The sequence below is a fragment of the Enterococcus bulliens genome (assembly GCF_053761865.1).
This window is the reverse complement of sequence record NZ_JBSMXK010000029.1, coordinates 1-17,312: the sequence shown is the minus strand read 5'-3', so window position 1 is coordinate 17,312 and position 17,312 is coordinate 1. Positions and strand designations below refer to the sequence as shown.

The window sequence follows — 17,312 nt, the reverse complement described above, 5'->3', positions numbered from 1 at the left end:
CTCCTTTCGTTTGTTTATTTTGTGGTGATTTAATCATACAGGAAGCGAGTATGTTTTTTAATACCTAAAATGACAAATGGACTGATGAATTGAATTCAATTCATCAGTCCATTAAATTATAGAGCCTTTTTTTATTGAGACAAGACAACGCCAATTAATGTCATCGCAGTAATCAAAGTCAATATCGACCCAAGTACAATGAGATGTAGGCGTTTTTTCATTGTTAAAATAGCGGCAAATTCACGTAAGAATGCATTTGGTAAATAATAAAAAGCAGTTTTTGCTCCAATTCCGTCTGCATTCAAAGCAGCTTGATGTGCGAAAATCGCTGCTCTAAAGATATGGTAATTGTTCGAAGTAAAAATAACTCTTGGATTTGTTATATTTTGCGCATCGATGATTGATTTTGAAAACATCATGTTTTCATATGTCGTAGTCGAATTGGCTTCAAGCAAAATATCCTCATGCGAAATCCCTTGTTCGAGCGCATAGTGTTGCATCGCCAACGCTTCTGGGATCTTTTCATCTGGGCCTTGACCACCTGACATAATCAATTTTAATGGATGCCCTGTTTTAATTTTTTGCTCTCGATAAAATAAAATCGCTTTGTCGATTCGTTTTGCGAGCAAGGGTGTCACACGTTCACCATTGATCAATCCGGCACCCAAGACGATAATAAAATCTTGACGCTTTCTAGGTTGATTAAATTGATATAAAATCGATATAGTTAAAAAATTTATAAATACGATAAATAAATAGCCTAGTGTAGTTGACACCAATAATACCGGTAAGACGATGTACCAAGCAGCATTTTGTGCAACAAAAAAGGTCACGACGACATACACAGTCAATGCGATCCCTAGCAATAAAGTCAATAGATTAGCTAAAGAACGTGATTCGCGTTTCATGACGATAAAGGCATTCCAATATAAAAACACGATCAAGCCAATGATCCCTAAAGAGGCGGCTAAAATAACTAGAATAAACGCAAATAAAAATAATCCTCCAATCAAGGCATCACGTGTCTCCATAAAAACATAAATCAAATAAAATCCATAGATTACAATGAATAAATTAAATAAAAAGCCATTTAATGTGCGTGCTTTTTGCCGCTTGTACATTATAAAAAACAAGGCAAAGAAAAAAAGTGGGATCGCAAAGAAAAAACTTCCGTGTACCAATTCAAGTACACTAGTATAAGCGATCAAGGCAATTAACAGCCATGTTCCTTGATAAAAAACGTGTTGGGGCTCGATTTGTTTTTTCCGCCAACGAAAAAGTAACCAAAATCCTAAACTATAATAGAGTAAGAAAAAAAATAATGGTAAAATATGCATATAGTCAACTCCTCTTTTCTAGTATAACGAATTGTAGGAAGCTTTGTATAGCATAAAAATAAATTATAAAAGTTATTTTATGGAGCAGCTAAGAACACTCCTGATCAAAGTCAGGAGTGTTTTTATAGCTAAAGGAGATGAATCATGGACTATTATAAAACTACATTACACGATTTCGCGATTATCGGTCGATTGGCCACACAACAAGAAGATGAAACGAGTGCATGGATGCAACAAAGTTGGTTCGAATTTGAAGAACATCTCATGGACTTACAATCGCTTGTTTCTTATCCTCTACATGAAGCGGTCGATTGTTGGGGGATTTCAAGTGATCAAACAGAATTTTTAGCACCGATTACGACAAAAGGATATTATCTTGCAGGAATCCAAGTCGATAAAAAAAGTCAAGCACCGAAAGGATGGACTTATTGGGAGCTACCTGATCAAGAGTACTTAGTGGTCAAAACGAATGTCTTAACGATCGATCAAAGTGTTCAAACATTATTTGAAGTAATCTTGCCCAAGGAACAAGTAAGAATCAATGGTGCTATCCAAGAGTTTTATGCTGCCACAGACACACCTGGTGAACTTTGGTTGTATTGTCCAATTGAGGCACTCGATTGATGAGAAAACCATCATTATAAGTTTTTTTTCGTAAAAATTGTGTATATTGTGTATCATAAAAAAGAAATGAGGAATGAAGATGTTACGTTTAGGGATTATTGGGACCAATTGGATTTCGCAACAATTTGTACAAGCAGCACTGGCTAGTACGCATTATCGATTGCATAGTGTTTATTCTCGAAAAATCGCTTCAGCTGAAAAGTTTATTGAAGAGACGACACAAAATCAGGTATTCGCATATACCGATATGAAAGCATTCTTAGCAGATGAAACACTAGATGTCGTCTATATCGCGTCTCCAAATGCACTTCATTTTGAACAAGCCAAACAAGCCATTTTGAATAAAAAACATGTGATTGTCGAGAAACCAGCATTTTCGAATCCAGCAGAAATGGACGAAATCATCCAATTAGCGAATGAACAACGGGTATGTTATTTTGAAGGCGCACGTAATATTCATGAACGAAATTTTCAAACATTAAAAGTGACACTTCCCACGAAAAACCAGATCATGGGCGCGAGTTTTACATATATGAAATATTCTTCGCGTTACGATGAGGTATTGGCCGGTTATATTCCAAATATCTTTTCGCTAGATTTTTCAGGAGGGGCGTTGATGGATTTAGGCGTTTATCCGATTTATGCAGCAGTTGGGCTGTTTGGCGCACCAAAGACCGTTGACTACACGGCACAAAAAATTAGTACTGGCGTAGACGGGTCCGGTTATGGTGTGTTACGCTATGACGATTTTGATGTTGCTGTCCATTTTGGGAAAAATGCAGATTCATTTGCGACATCTGAGATCTATTTAACTGATGGAACGATCGTATTAGATGGGATCAATATTATCACTTCAGCTAAGCGAACACACCGTGCGACCAATGAAACGACAGAGATTTCGCTACACGCAAAACATGAGAATCCTTTATACGAAGAGGCATGCGCATTTGCGACTATTTTGCTTTCTTTAGAAGAAGAGACGATGGCCACTCAATATGAAGAACTCGTTGAATTATCGCGTTGTGTGAATCTTGTATTATATGAAATGCGACAAAAAGCTGGAATTCATTTTCCAGCAGATCAAAAAATGAATTGAGGATTATATGGAAATTAAACAATTACCTTTAGCATGGCAAACATTATGGGAAGACAAAGCGTTTCGTCAGCCGACTGCCATTCAAAAACAAGTCTACAAACCGATGTCTCAAAAACAATCTTTATTAGCTGTTTCACCTACTGGGTCTGGTAAAACGTTAGCGTATTTACTTCCTTCTTTACAACAAGTCGTCCCTGGTCAAGGCAATCAATTGCTGATTTTGACTTCCTCACAAGAATTAGCGGTGCAAGTCTATGAAGTAGCAAAAGAATGGGCACATGCTATCGATTTACACTGTCAATCTTCTATTGGTGGTGCAAATGTGAAACGCCAAGTCGAACAATTAAAAAAGAAACCAGAAGTAATCGTGGGGACACCTGGTAGGGTTTTAGAGTTGATCAAAGCGAAAAAAATCAATGCATTTAATATTCAATCACTGATTTTAGATGAAGCGGATCAATTGGTAAAAGACGATAGCCAGGGTCTAGTCAAAGAGATCATGCAACGATTAGGGGAAAAGACAACCAATTCCTTTTTCTCTGCCACAGCAGATACTGCTCTAGCAGAAGTTAAAGAATTGGTTACAGATCTTACGGTTATTGATACAACTATGATCGATGACAGTCAAGGTGTCGTGCACCATTATTATCTTAATGTGTCTGCGCGCAAGATTACCGATACATTACGTCGCTTGTGCTATATTGAAGCGTTTCAAGGACTGTTTTTTTTCAATCAGTTAAGTGATCTGGGCAATGCAGAAGAAAAATTAGGATTCCATCATCTAAACGTCGCTTCACTGGCTTCTGATCAAAGTAAAGAAATGCGTAAATTAGCGTTGAATGCGTTCAAGCAACATCGATTAAATGCGTTATTGGCCACGGATATTGCGGCAAGAGGGATCGATTTAGATCGTTTGCCGTATGTCGTCAATGTAGATGTGCCATTGACAAAAGAAAGCTATCTCCATCGTGCTGGCCGTGTTGGGCGAATGGGAGCTGATGGGGTTGTCTTGACGCTAGTGACACCGCAAACACAACGTGATTATCGTAAAATCATGAGTCAGATGCAGTTAAAAGGACAAGAAGTTTTTTTACACACAGGAGAGTTGACGACGGAAAAGCCAATTGTTGAAGAAAAGAAATATAGCAAAAAAACGATAGAACACAAAACAAACAAACCGTCAACTACCGTTGAAGTCGGGCAAAAGCGCGTGTCTATTGATACTGAAATGACTACGGTTGTGAAAAAGAAAAAGAAAAAAGTGCGTACGTCTTCTAAGAAAAATAAAGGAAAACGTCAAAAATAAGAGGGTGTGACAGATTTCTGTCACACCCTTTAAACATCAATTACACAGTGTTTTAGATGAAATAAGCCGAATAATTCCGATAATGTCTTCACATATTTCGGGGATTATTCGGCTTATTTTTTAGTGATTCACTTCTGTCACAGTCTTTTTTAACGCCCTTGACCAGAATCGAACTGATAATTGGCCCTTAGGAGGGGTCGGTTATATCCATTTAACTACAAGGGCATATCCATTACTTAGGATAACGTGATTACTTGATAAATTCAAGACTTCTAATAATTTTCTTTTATCCTAAGACCGATTCTAGTCGTAGAATTAAAACTGTAGTATAATTTGACAGGTATGTAGAGGAGGAATTCGATGAAAACCATTTATGCGGTCGTTGATTTAGAGACGACTGGGACGAATCCTAAAGAAGATCGAATTTTTCAATTTGGTTGTGTATTGATTCAAGAAGGACAAATTGTTGGGCGATTTGCAACAGATATCAATCCTGATCGTCCAATCTCAAAACAAATTCAACAATTGACGCAAGTGAACAATCAAAAGGTCAAGCATGCGCCTTATTTTGAAGATGTAGCCGAAACGATCTATCACTTGTTAAGTGATACGATTTTTGTTGCGCATAATATTCATTTTGATTATCGTTTTTTAAGTGCAGAATTGAAACGGTGCGGCTTGCCGGAATTGACACTTAAAGGAATCGATACGGTTGAATTAGCGCAAATCTTTTTGCCGACAGAAGTCAGCTTTCGCTTAGGGGACCTAGCGGAGAGTTTACAGTTTACCCACGATATGCCCCATCAAGCAGATAGCGATGCAGAAGTGACTGCAAAATTATTTCTATTGATTGAAGAAAAGATGCGCCAGTTGCCGCTGATTACGATGGAGGCGATCAAACGTTGTGCAAAAAATCTTTCGATGCACACCGATTTATTTATTGATACGATCTATCATGAGATGAAAGAGCATTTGCAGCCACTTCCAGAACAGATACAAGTCGTTGGACAACTGGCGCTCGTAAAACCAGAAAAAGAATGGTATGAAGCTCCTACTTATCAGCGCAGCTATCCAAAAACGAAAGCGCAAAAGACAGAATGGTTGGATGCACGTTTTACTTATCGTAAAACACAACAAGTGTTGATGGATCAAGTATTTGATCATTTTTCGACAGATGAAGGTTCTAAAAATTGTTTTATTGAAGCGGAAACAGGGAGTGGAAAAACGGTTGGGTATCTCTTTCCAAGTAGTTTTTTAGCCACTATAGAAAATCCATTGATCATTAGTACGGCTTCTATTTTGTTGCAACACCAATTATTATATCGAGATATCCCACAATTAAATGGGATCGGTGCCTATCCACTACAAGCAGTGGTGGTCAAGAGCCATCGTCATTATTTAGATCTAGAGCGGTTCCAACAGACATTAGTCGAAACGACCGAAATGAAACAATATGCGTTGTATCAAATGATGATTTTAGTCTGGTTGACTCAAACGACGACGGGAGATTTAGACGAGCTAAATTTATTGCGTTTGGATCATTTATTTTTTACTCAAGTCGCCCATCGAGGGATAGAGTCTGTTACCAAGCATTCTCCATTTTATGAAGTTGATTTTTTACGTCTTCTGTATCAACGTGTCGGCCAAAGCAATGTGATCATCGTCAATCATGCTTTTTTAGCTCATGATCTCAAGCGCGATGTGCCTTTATTGCCCTCGAGTCGTTATTTATTGATCGATGAGGCGCATCATCTACCTTCGGCTTTAGAGCGGGTCGCTACAAGAAGTTTTACGGTCACTTTATTGAGTCAAATGATGGAATCTTTTGTGCAAAGTATTTGGCCCAAAGCGTGTCAGGAAAAACTTCCCCTCTTTTTTAAAATCTTAGAACAACTTGACAAAACAAGTACACAGCTAAGTGAGTGGATGAAGGATTTACTGCCAGAACACGTCTGTGAGTGGGTGATGGAGAGCAGTGTACGTAAAGACTTTCCAATAGTGATCGAACGGCTGATCCAACGAATTGCCCAGACCTTTAAGGATGCTTTAGTCGTGAAAGAACAGTTAGCCGAAAGTTTAGTACTAGAAAAAAGTCCACATAGTGGAGAGATTATCGAGTACTTTACACAGTTGGAAGAAAACTATGAGGCTTTTTGTGATTTCTTTATACGTGAGGATCTGTTTTTGATCCATCGCGTCATTTGGAGAAAACAAAAACAGCAAATACGATTTGAAACGATCGATCTAACAGCTTCAAAACTAGCCAAACAACAAGTTGGTACCCGTTATCAACGCATTCTTTACTTAGGTGCAACACTGACAACACAAGACAGCTTACGATATGTACCAGAGCAATTAGGGTTTGATCAAGCTGTTTTGCGATTGCCGACACAATTTGATTATCAAAAACAAGCAAAGCTCTTTACAGTAGTCGAACCGATAGAAAAAGAGCGTACACAACAACTGATTGCACAGCTACGTAATATTATGCATCACTACTCGCGATCGATTTTAGTGTTGTTTACATCACATGAACAGCTACAGGCAGTCTATCAAGCGCTCCACTTTGAATTTTTTCAAGCAGGACGTGAAATTTTGGCTCAAGGGATCGGAGGATCGCGCCAAAAGTTATTAAAACGATTCACACAATCGGATCAAGCCATTTTATTTGGGGCAGATAGTTTTTGGGAAGGTGTCGATTTACCAGGCGATGATCTGCATTTGCTGATTGTCACGAATTTACCATTTGACAATCCGAACCGACCCTTAGTGAAAGCCAAATATGCTTATCTAGAAGCGCAAGGACAAAATGCTTTTCAAGTAGAGGCACTCCCAAAAGCGGTAATGAAATTGCGTCAAGGGTTTGGTCGTTTGATTCGTACCACGACCGATAAAGGCATGATGATCGTGTTAGATTCACGATTACATACCGCAAATTATGGCGCTAGTTTTATCCGTTCGCTTCCTGAAGGATTGCCTAATTCGACTGGGACAAGTGATGAAGCGATAGAGGCGCTTGAAGACTTTTTTGATTGACACGTTCAAATTGGTGAAAAAGTCTGCCGCAAGTGTCAAAAGTTTGCTATAATATAACCCATTAGAAAAGGAGCGAAATGCTTTGTCTTTACAACCATCAAAAAGTGAAAAACGAATTACCATTATGTTATTTAGTTTGATTGTCGTTTTCTTGATTGCAATCGCCAGTACGGTCATTATCTATCTCCAAGCGACACAACCGATGCGTCAAGCTAAAAAAGAAGCAACAGCTTTAGCGCAAAAGTATGGAAAAGTAGACACAGTGGATGCGTTCTATCGATTATCAAAAGCTGGAACGACATATACTGTAGTAGGAAAAAATCCAGAAAACCAAACGGTTGCCGTCTTCATTCCAAAAGATGGTACAAATATCAAAGTAATGGAGATGCAATCAGGAATCGATCAAAACCAAGCAACCCAACTTGTCCAACAAGCCCACAATGATCAAACGATCGTCAAAGCTAACTTGGGATTACTAGACGATCAACCTGTTTGGGAAGTCATCACAAAAAAAGATAAGGTCTTGAATTATTACTATCTTGCCTTTAGTGATGGAAAAATCGTCAAAGAGCAACAAAATATTTAAACGAATTGATTTTTGAGGAGATGGATGGATGAATTTATCAACACGTGCACAAAATATTGAACCTTCAGCAACATTAAAAGCATCAACAAAAGCGAAGCAATTAAAAGCACAAGGAAAAGATATTTTAAGCTTAACAGTAGGCGAACCCGATTTTGCGACTCCTGAAACGATCCAACAAGCAGCGATTCAAGCGATCACGAGTGGTCAAGCAAGTTACTATACGCCCACTGCAGGTATCCCTGAGCTAAGACAAGCGATCGTAGCGTATCTGCGTAAGTATTATCAAGTAGACTATGCCTCTTCACAAACAATCGTTACAGATGGCGCAAAATATGCATTGTATTTAGTATTCCAAGCGATTTTGAATGTTGGTGATGAAGTCTTGATCCCTACGCCATATTGGGTCAGTTATAGTGAACAAATTAAGTTGGCCCAGGGGACGGCTGTTTTTGTAGAAACGACAAGCGCACAGGATTTTCAAGTCACAGTCGAACAATTAGAAGCCGCGCGTACACCTAAAACGAAAGCGTTGTTGTTGAATTCTCCTTCTAATCCGACAGGAATGATTTACTCCAAAGAACAATTGGCTCAAATCGGTGAATGGGCCGTGGCACATAATATTTTGATCATTGCTGATGACATCTATGGTCGCCTTGTTTATGGCGAAGCAACATTTACACCGATCGTTTCATTATCAGAAGCTATTAAAGAACAAACGATCGTCATTAATGGTGTTTCTAAGACCTATGCGATGACAGGATGGCGGATTGGTTTTGCTGTAGGAAATCAAGCAATCATTACTGCTATGATCGATATTGCTTCACAAGCCACAAGCAATCCAACTGCGGTAAGTCAATATGCGGCTGTAGAAGCATTGAGTGGCGATCAATCTGAAGTTGAACGCATGCGTCAGGCCTTTGAAATTAGACGTAACAAAATGTTTGAGGCGCTTCAAGAGGTCCCAGGATTTGACGTATTGCTACCAGATGGTGCGTTTTACTTCTTCCCAAATGTTCAGAAAACGCTAGATCAATGTGGCTATACAGACGTAGACGATTTTGTAGACGATTTACTTTACGAAGCAAACGTAGCGGTCGTTACTGGAAAAGCATTCGGTGCACCGCAAAATATTCGATTAAGTTACGCCGCAGATCAGCAAACATTAGACGAGGCTGTAGCTAGAATCAAAAAATTTGTTGAAAAAAAACAAAAAAAGTAATATCCTTTGAGAGATGACAGTAAAAGATAGGAGAGACACACGTGAAACAAATTCAAATTATCGAAGCAAAACACCACGTAGGTGAAATCGTGCAAATCGGTGCTTGGGTAGCGAATAAACGCTCAAGTGGGAAAATTGCCTTTTTACAACTACGCGATGGAACAGCTTTTTTTCAAGGAATCGTAGTCAAAAGTGAGGTACCTGAAGAGGTATTTACCTTAGCGAAAGGACTGACACAAGAAACTGCTGTTTTAATTACAGGAGAAATCCGTGAAGATACTCGCTCAAAATTTGGGTATGAAATCGGTGTGACAGCCATTGAAGTAGTAGGGGAAAGCCAAGACTATCCAATTACACCAAAAGAACATGGAACAGACTTTTTAATGGACCATCGTCATTTATGGTTACGCTCTTCTCGTCAACATGCGATCATGCAAATTCGTAACGAGATCATTCGTGCCACATATGAGTTTTTCAACAACAATAATTTTGTGAAAATTGATCCACCGATCTTAACAGGATCTGCTCCAGAAGGCACAACGGATCTATTTGAGACCAATTATTTTGATCAAAAAGCGTACTTATCTCAATCAGGTCAATTGTATATGGAAGCGGCGGCAATGGCTTTGGGTAAAGTATTTTCATTTGGTCCAACTTTCCGTGCAGAAAAATCCAAAACACGTCGTCATTTGATCGAGTTTTGGATGATCGAACCAGAAATGGTCTTTACACATCAAGAAGAAAGTTTGGAAATCCAAGAGCAATACGTGGCCTTTTTAGTGCAAAGCGTACTAGACAATTGTGATTATGCGCTAGACGTTTTAGGCCGTGATCGTAGCGTATTGGAAAAATATACAAAATTACCTTTCCCACGCATTTCTTACGATGATGCAGTCACGTTATTACAAGAAAATGGCTTTGAGGATATTACTTGGGGCGATGATTTTGGTTCACCACATGAAACGTTTATTGCCAATTCATTTGACCAACCTGTCTTCATCTTGAACTATCCAAAAGCAATCAAGCCTTTCTACATGAAACCACATCCAACACGCGAAGACGTGGTGATCTGTGCGGATATGATCGCACCAGAAGGTTATGGTGAAATTATTGGTGGATCAGAACGTGCAACGGATTATGAATTTTTATTAGAACAAATCAAAGCACATGGTCTAGATGAAAATGAATACTCTTGGTATTTAGATCTTAGAAAATATGGATCTGTTCCACATTCAGGTTTCGGACTAGGCTTAGAACGTACAGTGACTTGGTTATCAGGAATCGAACACGTACGTGAAGCGATCCCATTCCCACGTTTATTAAATCGAATTTACCCATAAGAAAAAAGAGCGACTTTTAAAACATCGTTTACTTGTTTTTTTAAAGGAGTATGACAGAAATCTGTTATACTCCTTTTTTTTGTGAAATTTATGTATTTTTCAAAAAAATAACTTGTCTATTTAAGATAGACATGTTAAAACTAATAGTGTACTGAAAATAACTTGAATGGGGTATGTGATAATGGGACATTGGGATGCAATTAAAGTTGGAGAACGTTATGAAGTCAAGCCACAACAATTTCAGCGAGCAATGACAGGAAAAGTCAATGAAGTTCGACCACAAACAATCGTATTTGAAGTCGAACAGTGTGAATGGATCGACCAAGCAATTGCCAAAAAGCATCCATTAATCGAAGTAACCTTGTTTGATATAAAAAAACCGATTGCGAGTAACTATTTTTTTAGTTAAGGTAAAGAAACTGTTGGAAGCACTTGTTTCCAGCAGTTTTTTCGTTTTGTCAATTCGACTTATGGTATAATGGCCCAATGAAGAACACGACAGTAAGGATGACAAGCATGGAACCCATTATTATTGGTATTGTAACGCATAATAGTAACGATATTTTTCAAACTCTAGATCATTTTGCGACCTTTTTACCTAACCCGCGTTATCAATTGGTCATTTATGATAATGCATCAGAAAAAGAATATGTCGAGAAGATGAAAGGTTATCAGTTTGTACACGTAATTGAAGGAAAAGAAAATTTAGGTTTTGGTCATGGACATAATCAAATTTTTCTACACCAAAAAACAGCTGTAGGGGTGATTTGCAATCCAGATATCTTAGTAGAGGAGCAGACGATTGAACAACTGATCTTCTTATTGCAACAAGACCAAACCCTCGCTGGAGTTAGTCCTAAAGTGTTAAATGAAGATCAGACTGTCCAACATCTTGTGCGTCATAAATTGACCGTTTTTGACTATATGTTGCGCTTTATCCCTTTTGGTTTTGTAAAAAATGCTTTTAAAAAACGCTTAGCAGACTATGAATGCCGCTTTCTATCCGATACGCAGTATTCATTTATTCGTATGGGATCGGGCTGTTTTATGGTGATCGATATTGCGAAGTTTCAAGCGATCAATGGATTCGATGAGCGCTTTTTCATGTACTTTGAAGACAATGATCTTTGCTTGCGTTTTGAACAAAAAGGGTATCGTTTGCTTTATACCCCATTTGATTCTGTGATCCATCTCTATGGAAAAGAAGCACACCGCAATCCGAAATTATTCTTGATTTTTTTACAATCAATGGGAAAATTTTTCCATAAGTGGGGCTGGAGGTTTTTTTGATGAACGAAACTATCCAAGTAGTCATCGTTTTGTACAATATGACAGTTGAGCAAAGCAATGCTTGCCAATTTTTTTTGACGCAGCCATTTTCCGAACACATCCAATTATTGATTTACGATCATACGAAGCAAGCACAGACACATCCTTTTTTTGAACATCCGCAAGTGACCTATCAACACGATCCGCGAAATCTTGGTTTAGCTGTGGCGTATAATCAGGCTTTTAGACAAGGTAAGGCTCGATGCCGCTGGTTATTATTACTTGATCAAGATACGACATGCACGATGGAGTATTTGACCTATCTTTTGACCCAGCCTAAAACAAATGTGGCTTGTGTGGTCCCTAAAGTGATGGATCACCATCAAATCTCACCCGTTTTAGCTCAAGGGTATGTCGATCGTACAGCACGATTTCCTGCAGTAGGTGTGACTAAAAAGCGTATCATGGCGATCAATTCAGGAACGTGCTGGTCGATGGCATTTTTAGATCAAATCGGTGGATTCAACGAAGACTTTCCATTAGACTTTTTAGATCATTGGCTGTTTTTTGAAGTCTTTCAACAAAACCAAGCAGTTGACGTTACAGATTTCACGTTGCAGCATCGACTTTCTGTGTTGGATTTTGAGACATTACCTGAGGCTCGATATCGATCGATTTTAGCCAGTGAAGCTCTATATTACAGCCGTTATGAGATCGATTTAAAAAGACGACACCAAAAACAATTAGTATTACGGACACTAAAGCAATTATTGACTGTGAAAAATCGTTCCATCTGGAAATTGACTTGGCGCGAATTCAATCGATTTCGTAAGGAGGGGCGTTCATGATTTCAGTTTGTTTAGTGACTTATAATGGAGCTTTCTTTTTAAAACAGCAGTTAGATAGTATTTTGATACAATTAGCAGATGAAGATGAAGTATTGATCTCAGACGACGGTTCGACGGATGAGACATTGTCGATTATTGATGCCTATGATGATCCGCGAATCCAGTTATTTCAAGGACCAAGACAAGGTGTGATCAAAAATGTTGAGTTCGTATTGCAACAAGCACAAGGAGAATTTATTTTTTTAGCTGATCAAGACGACATCTGGCATCCAGATAAGGTTAAAAAAATGATCACTGTATTTAAAAACAATCCAAAAGTGCAGGTCGTTGTGAGTGATTTGGTGATTGTCGATGAGCATGCGCAAGTGTTGCATGCCTCGTATTTTGACTACCGTCAAGTGAAAGCAGGATTTTTTCAAAATATTTTAAAAAATAGTTTTATTGGTGCTGCGATGGCGTTCAGAAGAGAGCTATTGCAAACGGCTTTTCCATTTCCTAATCATTTACCGATGCATGACATGTGGCTAGGGTTAATCGCTGTCAATCAGGTCTACTTTTTAGCAGAACCTTTAGTTGATTATCGTCGTCACGAAAAAAATGCCAGTGAAATCGCGACGACAAGTTCTTTTAAACAAAAATTAGCCTGGCGTTATCATCTGATTTGCGCTCTGATTTGGCGCTTAATCTTTAAAAAATGATGCGAATTGATAAAAAAACCTTTTTTTTATCAGGTGAAATAGGTAAAATAGAACACGAGATGCTTACGAATAAAAAACAAAGGAGCTTTTTTCTATGAAAGGAATTATCCTAGCAGGAGGTTCAGGGACGCGTTTGTATCCACTGACTCGTGCCACATCAAAACAATTGATGCCGATTTATGATAAACCGATGATTTATTATCCAATGTCTACGCTAATGTTAGCGGGGATCACTGAAATTTTAATCATTTCAACACCACAAGATACCCCACGCTTTGAAGAATTATTTGGGGATGGACATGAATTAGGCTTACATATCGAATACAAAGTTCAACCAAGTCCTGATGGCTTGGCACAAGCCTTTGTTTTAGGGGCTGACTTTATTGGAAACGATAGCGTGTGCCTTGTTTTAGGAGATAATATCTACTACGGTGGCGGATTGTCGAAAATGCTACAACGCGCGGCTCAAAAAGAAAAAGGTGCTACAGTATTTGGTTATCACGTAAACGATCCTGAGCGTTTTGGAGTTGTCGAATTCGATGAAAAGATGCGTGCATTGTCGATCGAAGAAAAACCAACGGATCCTAAATCAAACTATGCCGTAACTGGTCTTTATTTTTACGATAATGATGTGGTGGATATTGCCAAAAATATCCAACCATCAGAACGTGGTGAACTTGAGATCACGGATGTGAATAAAGTGTATTTAGAACGTGGAGACTTATCTGTTGAAGTGATGGGCCGTGGATTTGCTTGGTTAGATACTGGGACACACGAGTCATTATTAGAAGCCTCAACGTTTATTGAAACAATCGAAAAACGTCAAAATCTAAAAGTGGCTTGTTTAGAAGAAATTTCTTATCGTATGGGCTACATTACTAAAGAAGAATTGAAAGAACTCGCACAGCCGTTGAAGAAAAATCAATACGGTCAATACTTATTGCGATTGATTGAGGAGTAAGCAGATGGGGAAAATCAAAGTAACGGATACAAAATTACAAGACGTGAAAATTATTGAGCCAGCCGTGTTTGGTGATCATCGTGGCTTCTTTACAGAAAGCTATTCACAAGAAGATTTTCACGCGGCTGGGATTACGCATGATTTTGTGCAAGATAATCATTCTTTATCCACTCAACCTGGTGTGATCCGTGGTTTGCATTTCCAAAAAGGGGAGGCAGCCCAAACGAAATTGATCCGTGTCGTCACAGGTGCAGTCTTAGACGTGATCGTCGATATTCGCAAAAATAGCCCTACTTATGGTCAATGGGAAGGCTATATCTTATCTGAACATAACCACCGTCAATTGTTGGTTCCTAAAGGATTTGCGCATGGCTTTATGACGTTGACCGATAACGTGAATTTCATGTACAAATGCGACAATTACTACAATGCAGAAGCTGACGGAGGGATTGCGTTTGATGATCCGAATTTAGCTATTGATTGGCCGATGGATCTTACAAAAGCTGTCTTATCAGATAAAGATAAACAACATCCAACATTAAAAGAATTTGAAGCAGAAAATCCCTTTGTATACGGGGAAATTTAAGGAGTCTATATGAAAAAGATTATTGTAACCGGTGGAGCAGGATTTATCGGCTCTAATTTCGTTCATTATGTGGTAAACAACCATCCTGAAGTTCACGTCACAGTATTAGATAAATTGACGTATGCAGGCAATAAAGAAAACTTAGCTGGATTACCAGAAGACCGCGTAACGCTTGTAGTAGGCGATATCGCAGATATGAGTGTGGTCGAACCGTTAGTGAAAGAAGCAGACGCTGTAGTGCATTATGCAGCAGAGTCACATAACGATAACTCTCTAAAAGATCCTTATCCATTTGTGCATACGAACTTGATTGGAACGTATACCTTGATCGAAGCGTGTCGTAACCATCAAGTCCGTTACCATCATGTATCAACCGATGAAGTATATGGGGATCTTCCATTACGTGAAGATTTACCAGGACATGGCGAAGGCGAAGGCGAGAAATTTACGGATCAAACGCCTTATAATCCATCAAGTCCATATTCTTCAACAAAAGCTGGATCTGATTTATTAGTCAAAGCATGGGTTCGTTCATTTGGCCTACAAGCGACAATTTCAAATTGTTCAAATAATTATGGTCCTTATCAACATATCGAAAAATTTATTCCACGCCAAATCACCAATGTTTTAAGTGGCATTCGTCCGAAGTTATATGGCGATGGCAAAAACGTTCGTGACTGGATCCATACAAATGATCATTCTTCAGCTGTTTGGGCGATCTTAACAAAAGGCCGCATCGGTGAAACGTATTTGATTGGAGCAGACGGTGAAGAAGACAATAAAACTGTGATCGAATTGATCTTAGAATTGATGGGTCAATCAAAAGATGCTTACGATCACGTTAACGATCGTCCAGGACATGATTTGCGTTATGCGATCGATTCAACAAAATTACGTGAAGAATTAGGTTGGACGCCAGAATTTACCAACTTTAAATCAGGGCTTGCCGATACCATCAAATGGTACGAAGCCAACGAAGACTGGTGGAAAGCTGAAAAAGAAGCTGTCGAAGCAACTTATGCCAAAAATGGTCAATAAAAACAAGTAAAGGCAGGAAGCTTCCTGCCTTTCTTTATGAAAAGGAGTCAAACAGATGATTTTACTTACAGGTGGAAATGGACAATTAGGAACAGAATTACGTCACCTTTTAGATGAACAAGGACTTGAATATGTTTCAACAGATTCAAGTGAATTAGATATTACAGATGAAGCGAAAACACTCGCATTTATCAAAGAGTTGAACCCGAGTGTGATTTATCACTGTGCAGCTTACACTGCAGTGGATAAAGCTGAAGACGAGGGCAAAGAAGTCAATGAATTGGTGAATGTTGCAGGTTCAGCGCATGTCGCCAAAGCGGCGGAAGCTGTCGACGCAACGTTGGTTTATATTAGTACGGACTATGTTTTTGATGGAATGAAAAAAGACGGAGAGTATGCCGTTGACGATCAGACAAATCCATTAAATGAATACGGTCGTACAAAATTAGCTGGTGAAGAAGCGGTAAAAGAGTATGCTAGTAAATACTATATTATCCGTACGTCTTGGGTATTTGGACAATACGGGCACAATTTTGTCTTTACGATGCAAAAATTAGCGCAAAGCCATCCTAAATTAACAGTCGTAAATGATCAATATGGTCGCCCGACGTGGACACGTACTTTAGCTGAATTTATGACCTATTTAGTTGCACAAAAAGCAGAATATGGCGTATATCATTTGTCAAATGATAATCGTGCTACTTGGTTTGATTTTGCTAGTGAGATCTTAAAAGATACTGATGTTGAAGTGACACCCGTTACGAGTGATCAATTTCCTCAAAAAGCTACTCGTCCTCAATATTCAGTGATGGATCTGTCAAAGGCAAAAGCAACTGGCTTTGTGATTCCAACTTGGCAAGAAGCTTTAGCGCAAATGCTTAAAGGATAAGTACACTAATTTTTTGCATAATAAATAATTACAAATAATAGGAGATAGTTATGTTAATAGAGATATGTTTGATTTTAATATGCTTATTGAGTCTAATTAAATTAAAAAAATATAAAATAAATTTTGTGCAATTAGTATGGCTTGTTCTTATGAATAGTTCATTGATTATACTTTTAGGAGAAAAGTTTAATGTAACTTTTATTAATAATCATTATTTCTACTATCCATCCTCTACATCGGATAGTAGAAATTGGATACTGATTTTAACCTTTTTTTCAACTATTGGACTTTTCTCTTTATTAAATTATAGTCATAAAAAATACATAAATTGGAATTTAAAAAAAATAATTGTTAGTCAAGTCCATAATCCTGTGTAAAATACTATACAATGTTTTACTGGTCTCTCATTGATCAAACTTAATATATTTTCTTGTAGAACTGAGCCATTCGTCATGAAGGTCCATAAGGACAGCTCCAAT

Annotated in this window: 16 protein-coding genes and 1 tRNA gene; 15 read left to right on the top strand and 2 right to left on the bottom strand. The window is 38.3% G+C overall.

The window, feature by feature from the left end:
• Nucleotides 1-131: 131 nt before the first annotated feature.
• On the bottom strand, nucleotides 132-1,337 hold the full coding sequence (locus ACWOEC_RS11080) for a YdcF family protein (RefSeq protein WP_455308244.1): 1,206 nt from the start codon (nucleotides 1,335-1,337) through the stop codon (nucleotides 132-134).
• 144 nt (nucleotides 1,338-1,481) lie between these two features.
• Here ACWOEC_RS11080 and ACWOEC_RS11075 point away from each other — a divergent pair, with 144 nt between their 5' ends.
• The 3 genes from ACWOEC_RS11075 (at nucleotide 1,482) to ACWOEC_RS11065 (ending at nucleotide 4,363) form a co-directional block, all read left to right on the top strand.
• The gene (locus ACWOEC_RS11075) at nucleotides 1,482-1,961 is read left to right on the top strand and encodes an effector binding domain-containing protein (RefSeq protein ID WP_455308242.1); all 480 of its coding nucleotides are present in this window, start codon (nucleotides 1,482-1,484) and stop codon (nucleotides 1,959-1,961) included.
• A gap of 79 nt (nucleotides 1,962-2,040) precedes the next feature.
• Nucleotides 2,041-3,057: a Gfo/Idh/MocA family protein gene (locus ACWOEC_RS11070; RefSeq protein ID WP_455308247.1), complete on the top strand. Its 1,017-nt coding sequence runs from the start codon at nucleotides 2,041-2,043 to the stop codon at nucleotides 3,055-3,057.
• Between the two features lie 7 nt (nucleotides 3,058-3,064).
• On the top strand, nucleotides 3,065-4,363 hold the full coding sequence (locus ACWOEC_RS11065; RefSeq protein WP_455308240.1) for a DEAD/DEAH box helicase: 1,299 nt from the start codon (nucleotides 3,065-3,067) through the stop codon (nucleotides 4,361-4,363).
• A gap of 153 nt (nucleotides 4,364-4,516) precedes the next feature.
• Here ACWOEC_RS11065 and ACWOEC_RS11060 read toward each other — a convergent pair.
• Nucleotides 4,517-4,588: transfer RNA gene (locus tag ACWOEC_RS11060), tRNA-Arg, on the bottom strand.
• Nucleotides 4,589-4,723: 135 nt separating this feature from the next.
• Between ACWOEC_RS11060 and ACWOEC_RS11055 the strand changes: the two genes are divergently transcribed.
• From ACWOEC_RS11055 to rfbD, 12 genes are all read left to right on the top strand, one after another.
• Entirely contained in the window at nucleotides 4,724-7,399 is a 2,676-nt protein-coding gene (locus ACWOEC_RS11055) for a helicase C-terminal domain-containing protein (protein WP_455308238.1), read from the top strand.
• 82 nt (nucleotides 7,400-7,481) lie between these two features.
• A complete protein-coding gene (locus tag ACWOEC_RS11050; protein ID WP_297075345.1) occupies nucleotides 7,482-7,985 on the top strand; it encodes a cell wall elongation regulator TseB-like domain-containing protein in 504 nt (167 codons plus the stop codon).
• A 28-nt stretch (nucleotides 7,986-8,013) separates the two neighbouring features.
• Complete coding sequence (locus ACWOEC_RS11045) at nucleotides 8,014-9,204, top strand: pyridoxal phosphate-dependent aminotransferase (protein WP_455308236.1); 1,191 nt, start codon at nucleotides 8,014-8,016, stop codon at nucleotides 9,202-9,204.
• Between the two features lie 41 nt (nucleotides 9,205-9,245).
• The gene (gene asnS, locus ACWOEC_RS11040) at nucleotides 9,246-10,544 is read left to right on the top strand and encodes an asparagine--tRNA ligase (RefSeq protein ID WP_455308234.1); all 1,299 of its coding nucleotides are present in this window, start codon (nucleotides 9,246-9,248) and stop codon (nucleotides 10,542-10,544) included.
• A gap of 166 nt (nucleotides 10,545-10,710) precedes the next feature.
• Nucleotides 10,711-10,953 carry a transcription antitermination protein gene (locus ACWOEC_RS11035; RefSeq protein WP_455308232.1) on the top strand — a complete coding sequence of 81 codons (243 nt, stop codon included), beginning with the start codon at nucleotides 10,711-10,713 and terminating at the stop codon, nucleotides 10,951-10,953.
• Between the two features lie 107 nt (nucleotides 10,954-11,060).
• The gene (locus ACWOEC_RS11030; protein WP_455308230.1) at nucleotides 11,061-11,834 is read left to right on the top strand and encodes a glycosyltransferase family 2 protein; all 774 of its coding nucleotides are present in this window, start codon (nucleotides 11,061-11,063) and stop codon (nucleotides 11,832-11,834) included.
• Complete coding sequence (locus ACWOEC_RS11025) at nucleotides 11,834-12,661, top strand: glycosyltransferase (protein ID WP_455308228.1); 828 nt, start codon at nucleotides 11,834-11,836, stop codon at nucleotides 12,659-12,661. Before ACWOEC_RS11030 ends, ACWOEC_RS11025 begins: the two co-directional genes overlap by 1 nt.
• Nucleotides 12,658-13,359 (top strand): glycosyltransferase family 2 protein, encoded by a 702-nt coding sequence (locus ACWOEC_RS11020; RefSeq protein ID WP_455308226.1) that lies wholly within the window; start codon nucleotides 12,658-12,660, stop codon nucleotides 13,357-13,359. Before ACWOEC_RS11025 ends, ACWOEC_RS11020 begins: the two co-directional genes overlap by 4 nt.
• Nucleotides 13,360-13,453: 94 nt before the next feature.
• Entirely contained in the window at nucleotides 13,454-14,320 is an 867-nt protein-coding gene (gene rfbA / locus ACWOEC_RS11015; protein ID WP_455308224.1) for a glucose-1-phosphate thymidylyltransferase RfbA, read from the top strand.
• A 13-nt stretch (nucleotides 14,321-14,333) separates the two neighbouring features.
• On the top strand, nucleotides 14,334-14,906 hold the full coding sequence (gene rfbC, locus ACWOEC_RS11010; RefSeq protein WP_297075444.1) for a dTDP-4-dehydrorhamnose 3,5-epimerase: 573 nt from the start codon (nucleotides 14,334-14,336) through the stop codon (nucleotides 14,904-14,906).
• 9 nt (nucleotides 14,907-14,915) lie between these two features.
• Entirely contained in the window at nucleotides 14,916-15,944 is a 1,029-nt protein-coding gene (gene rfbB, locus ACWOEC_RS11005) for a dTDP-glucose 4,6-dehydratase (protein ID WP_455308222.1), read from the top strand.
• 55 nt (nucleotides 15,945-15,999) lie between these two features.
• Nucleotides 16,000-16,833, top strand: a complete 834-nt coding sequence (gene rfbD / locus ACWOEC_RS11000) for a dTDP-4-dehydrorhamnose reductase (RefSeq protein WP_455308220.1) — start codon at nucleotides 16,000-16,002, stop codon at nucleotides 16,831-16,833.
• Nucleotides 16,834-17,312: the final 479 nt, after the last annotated feature.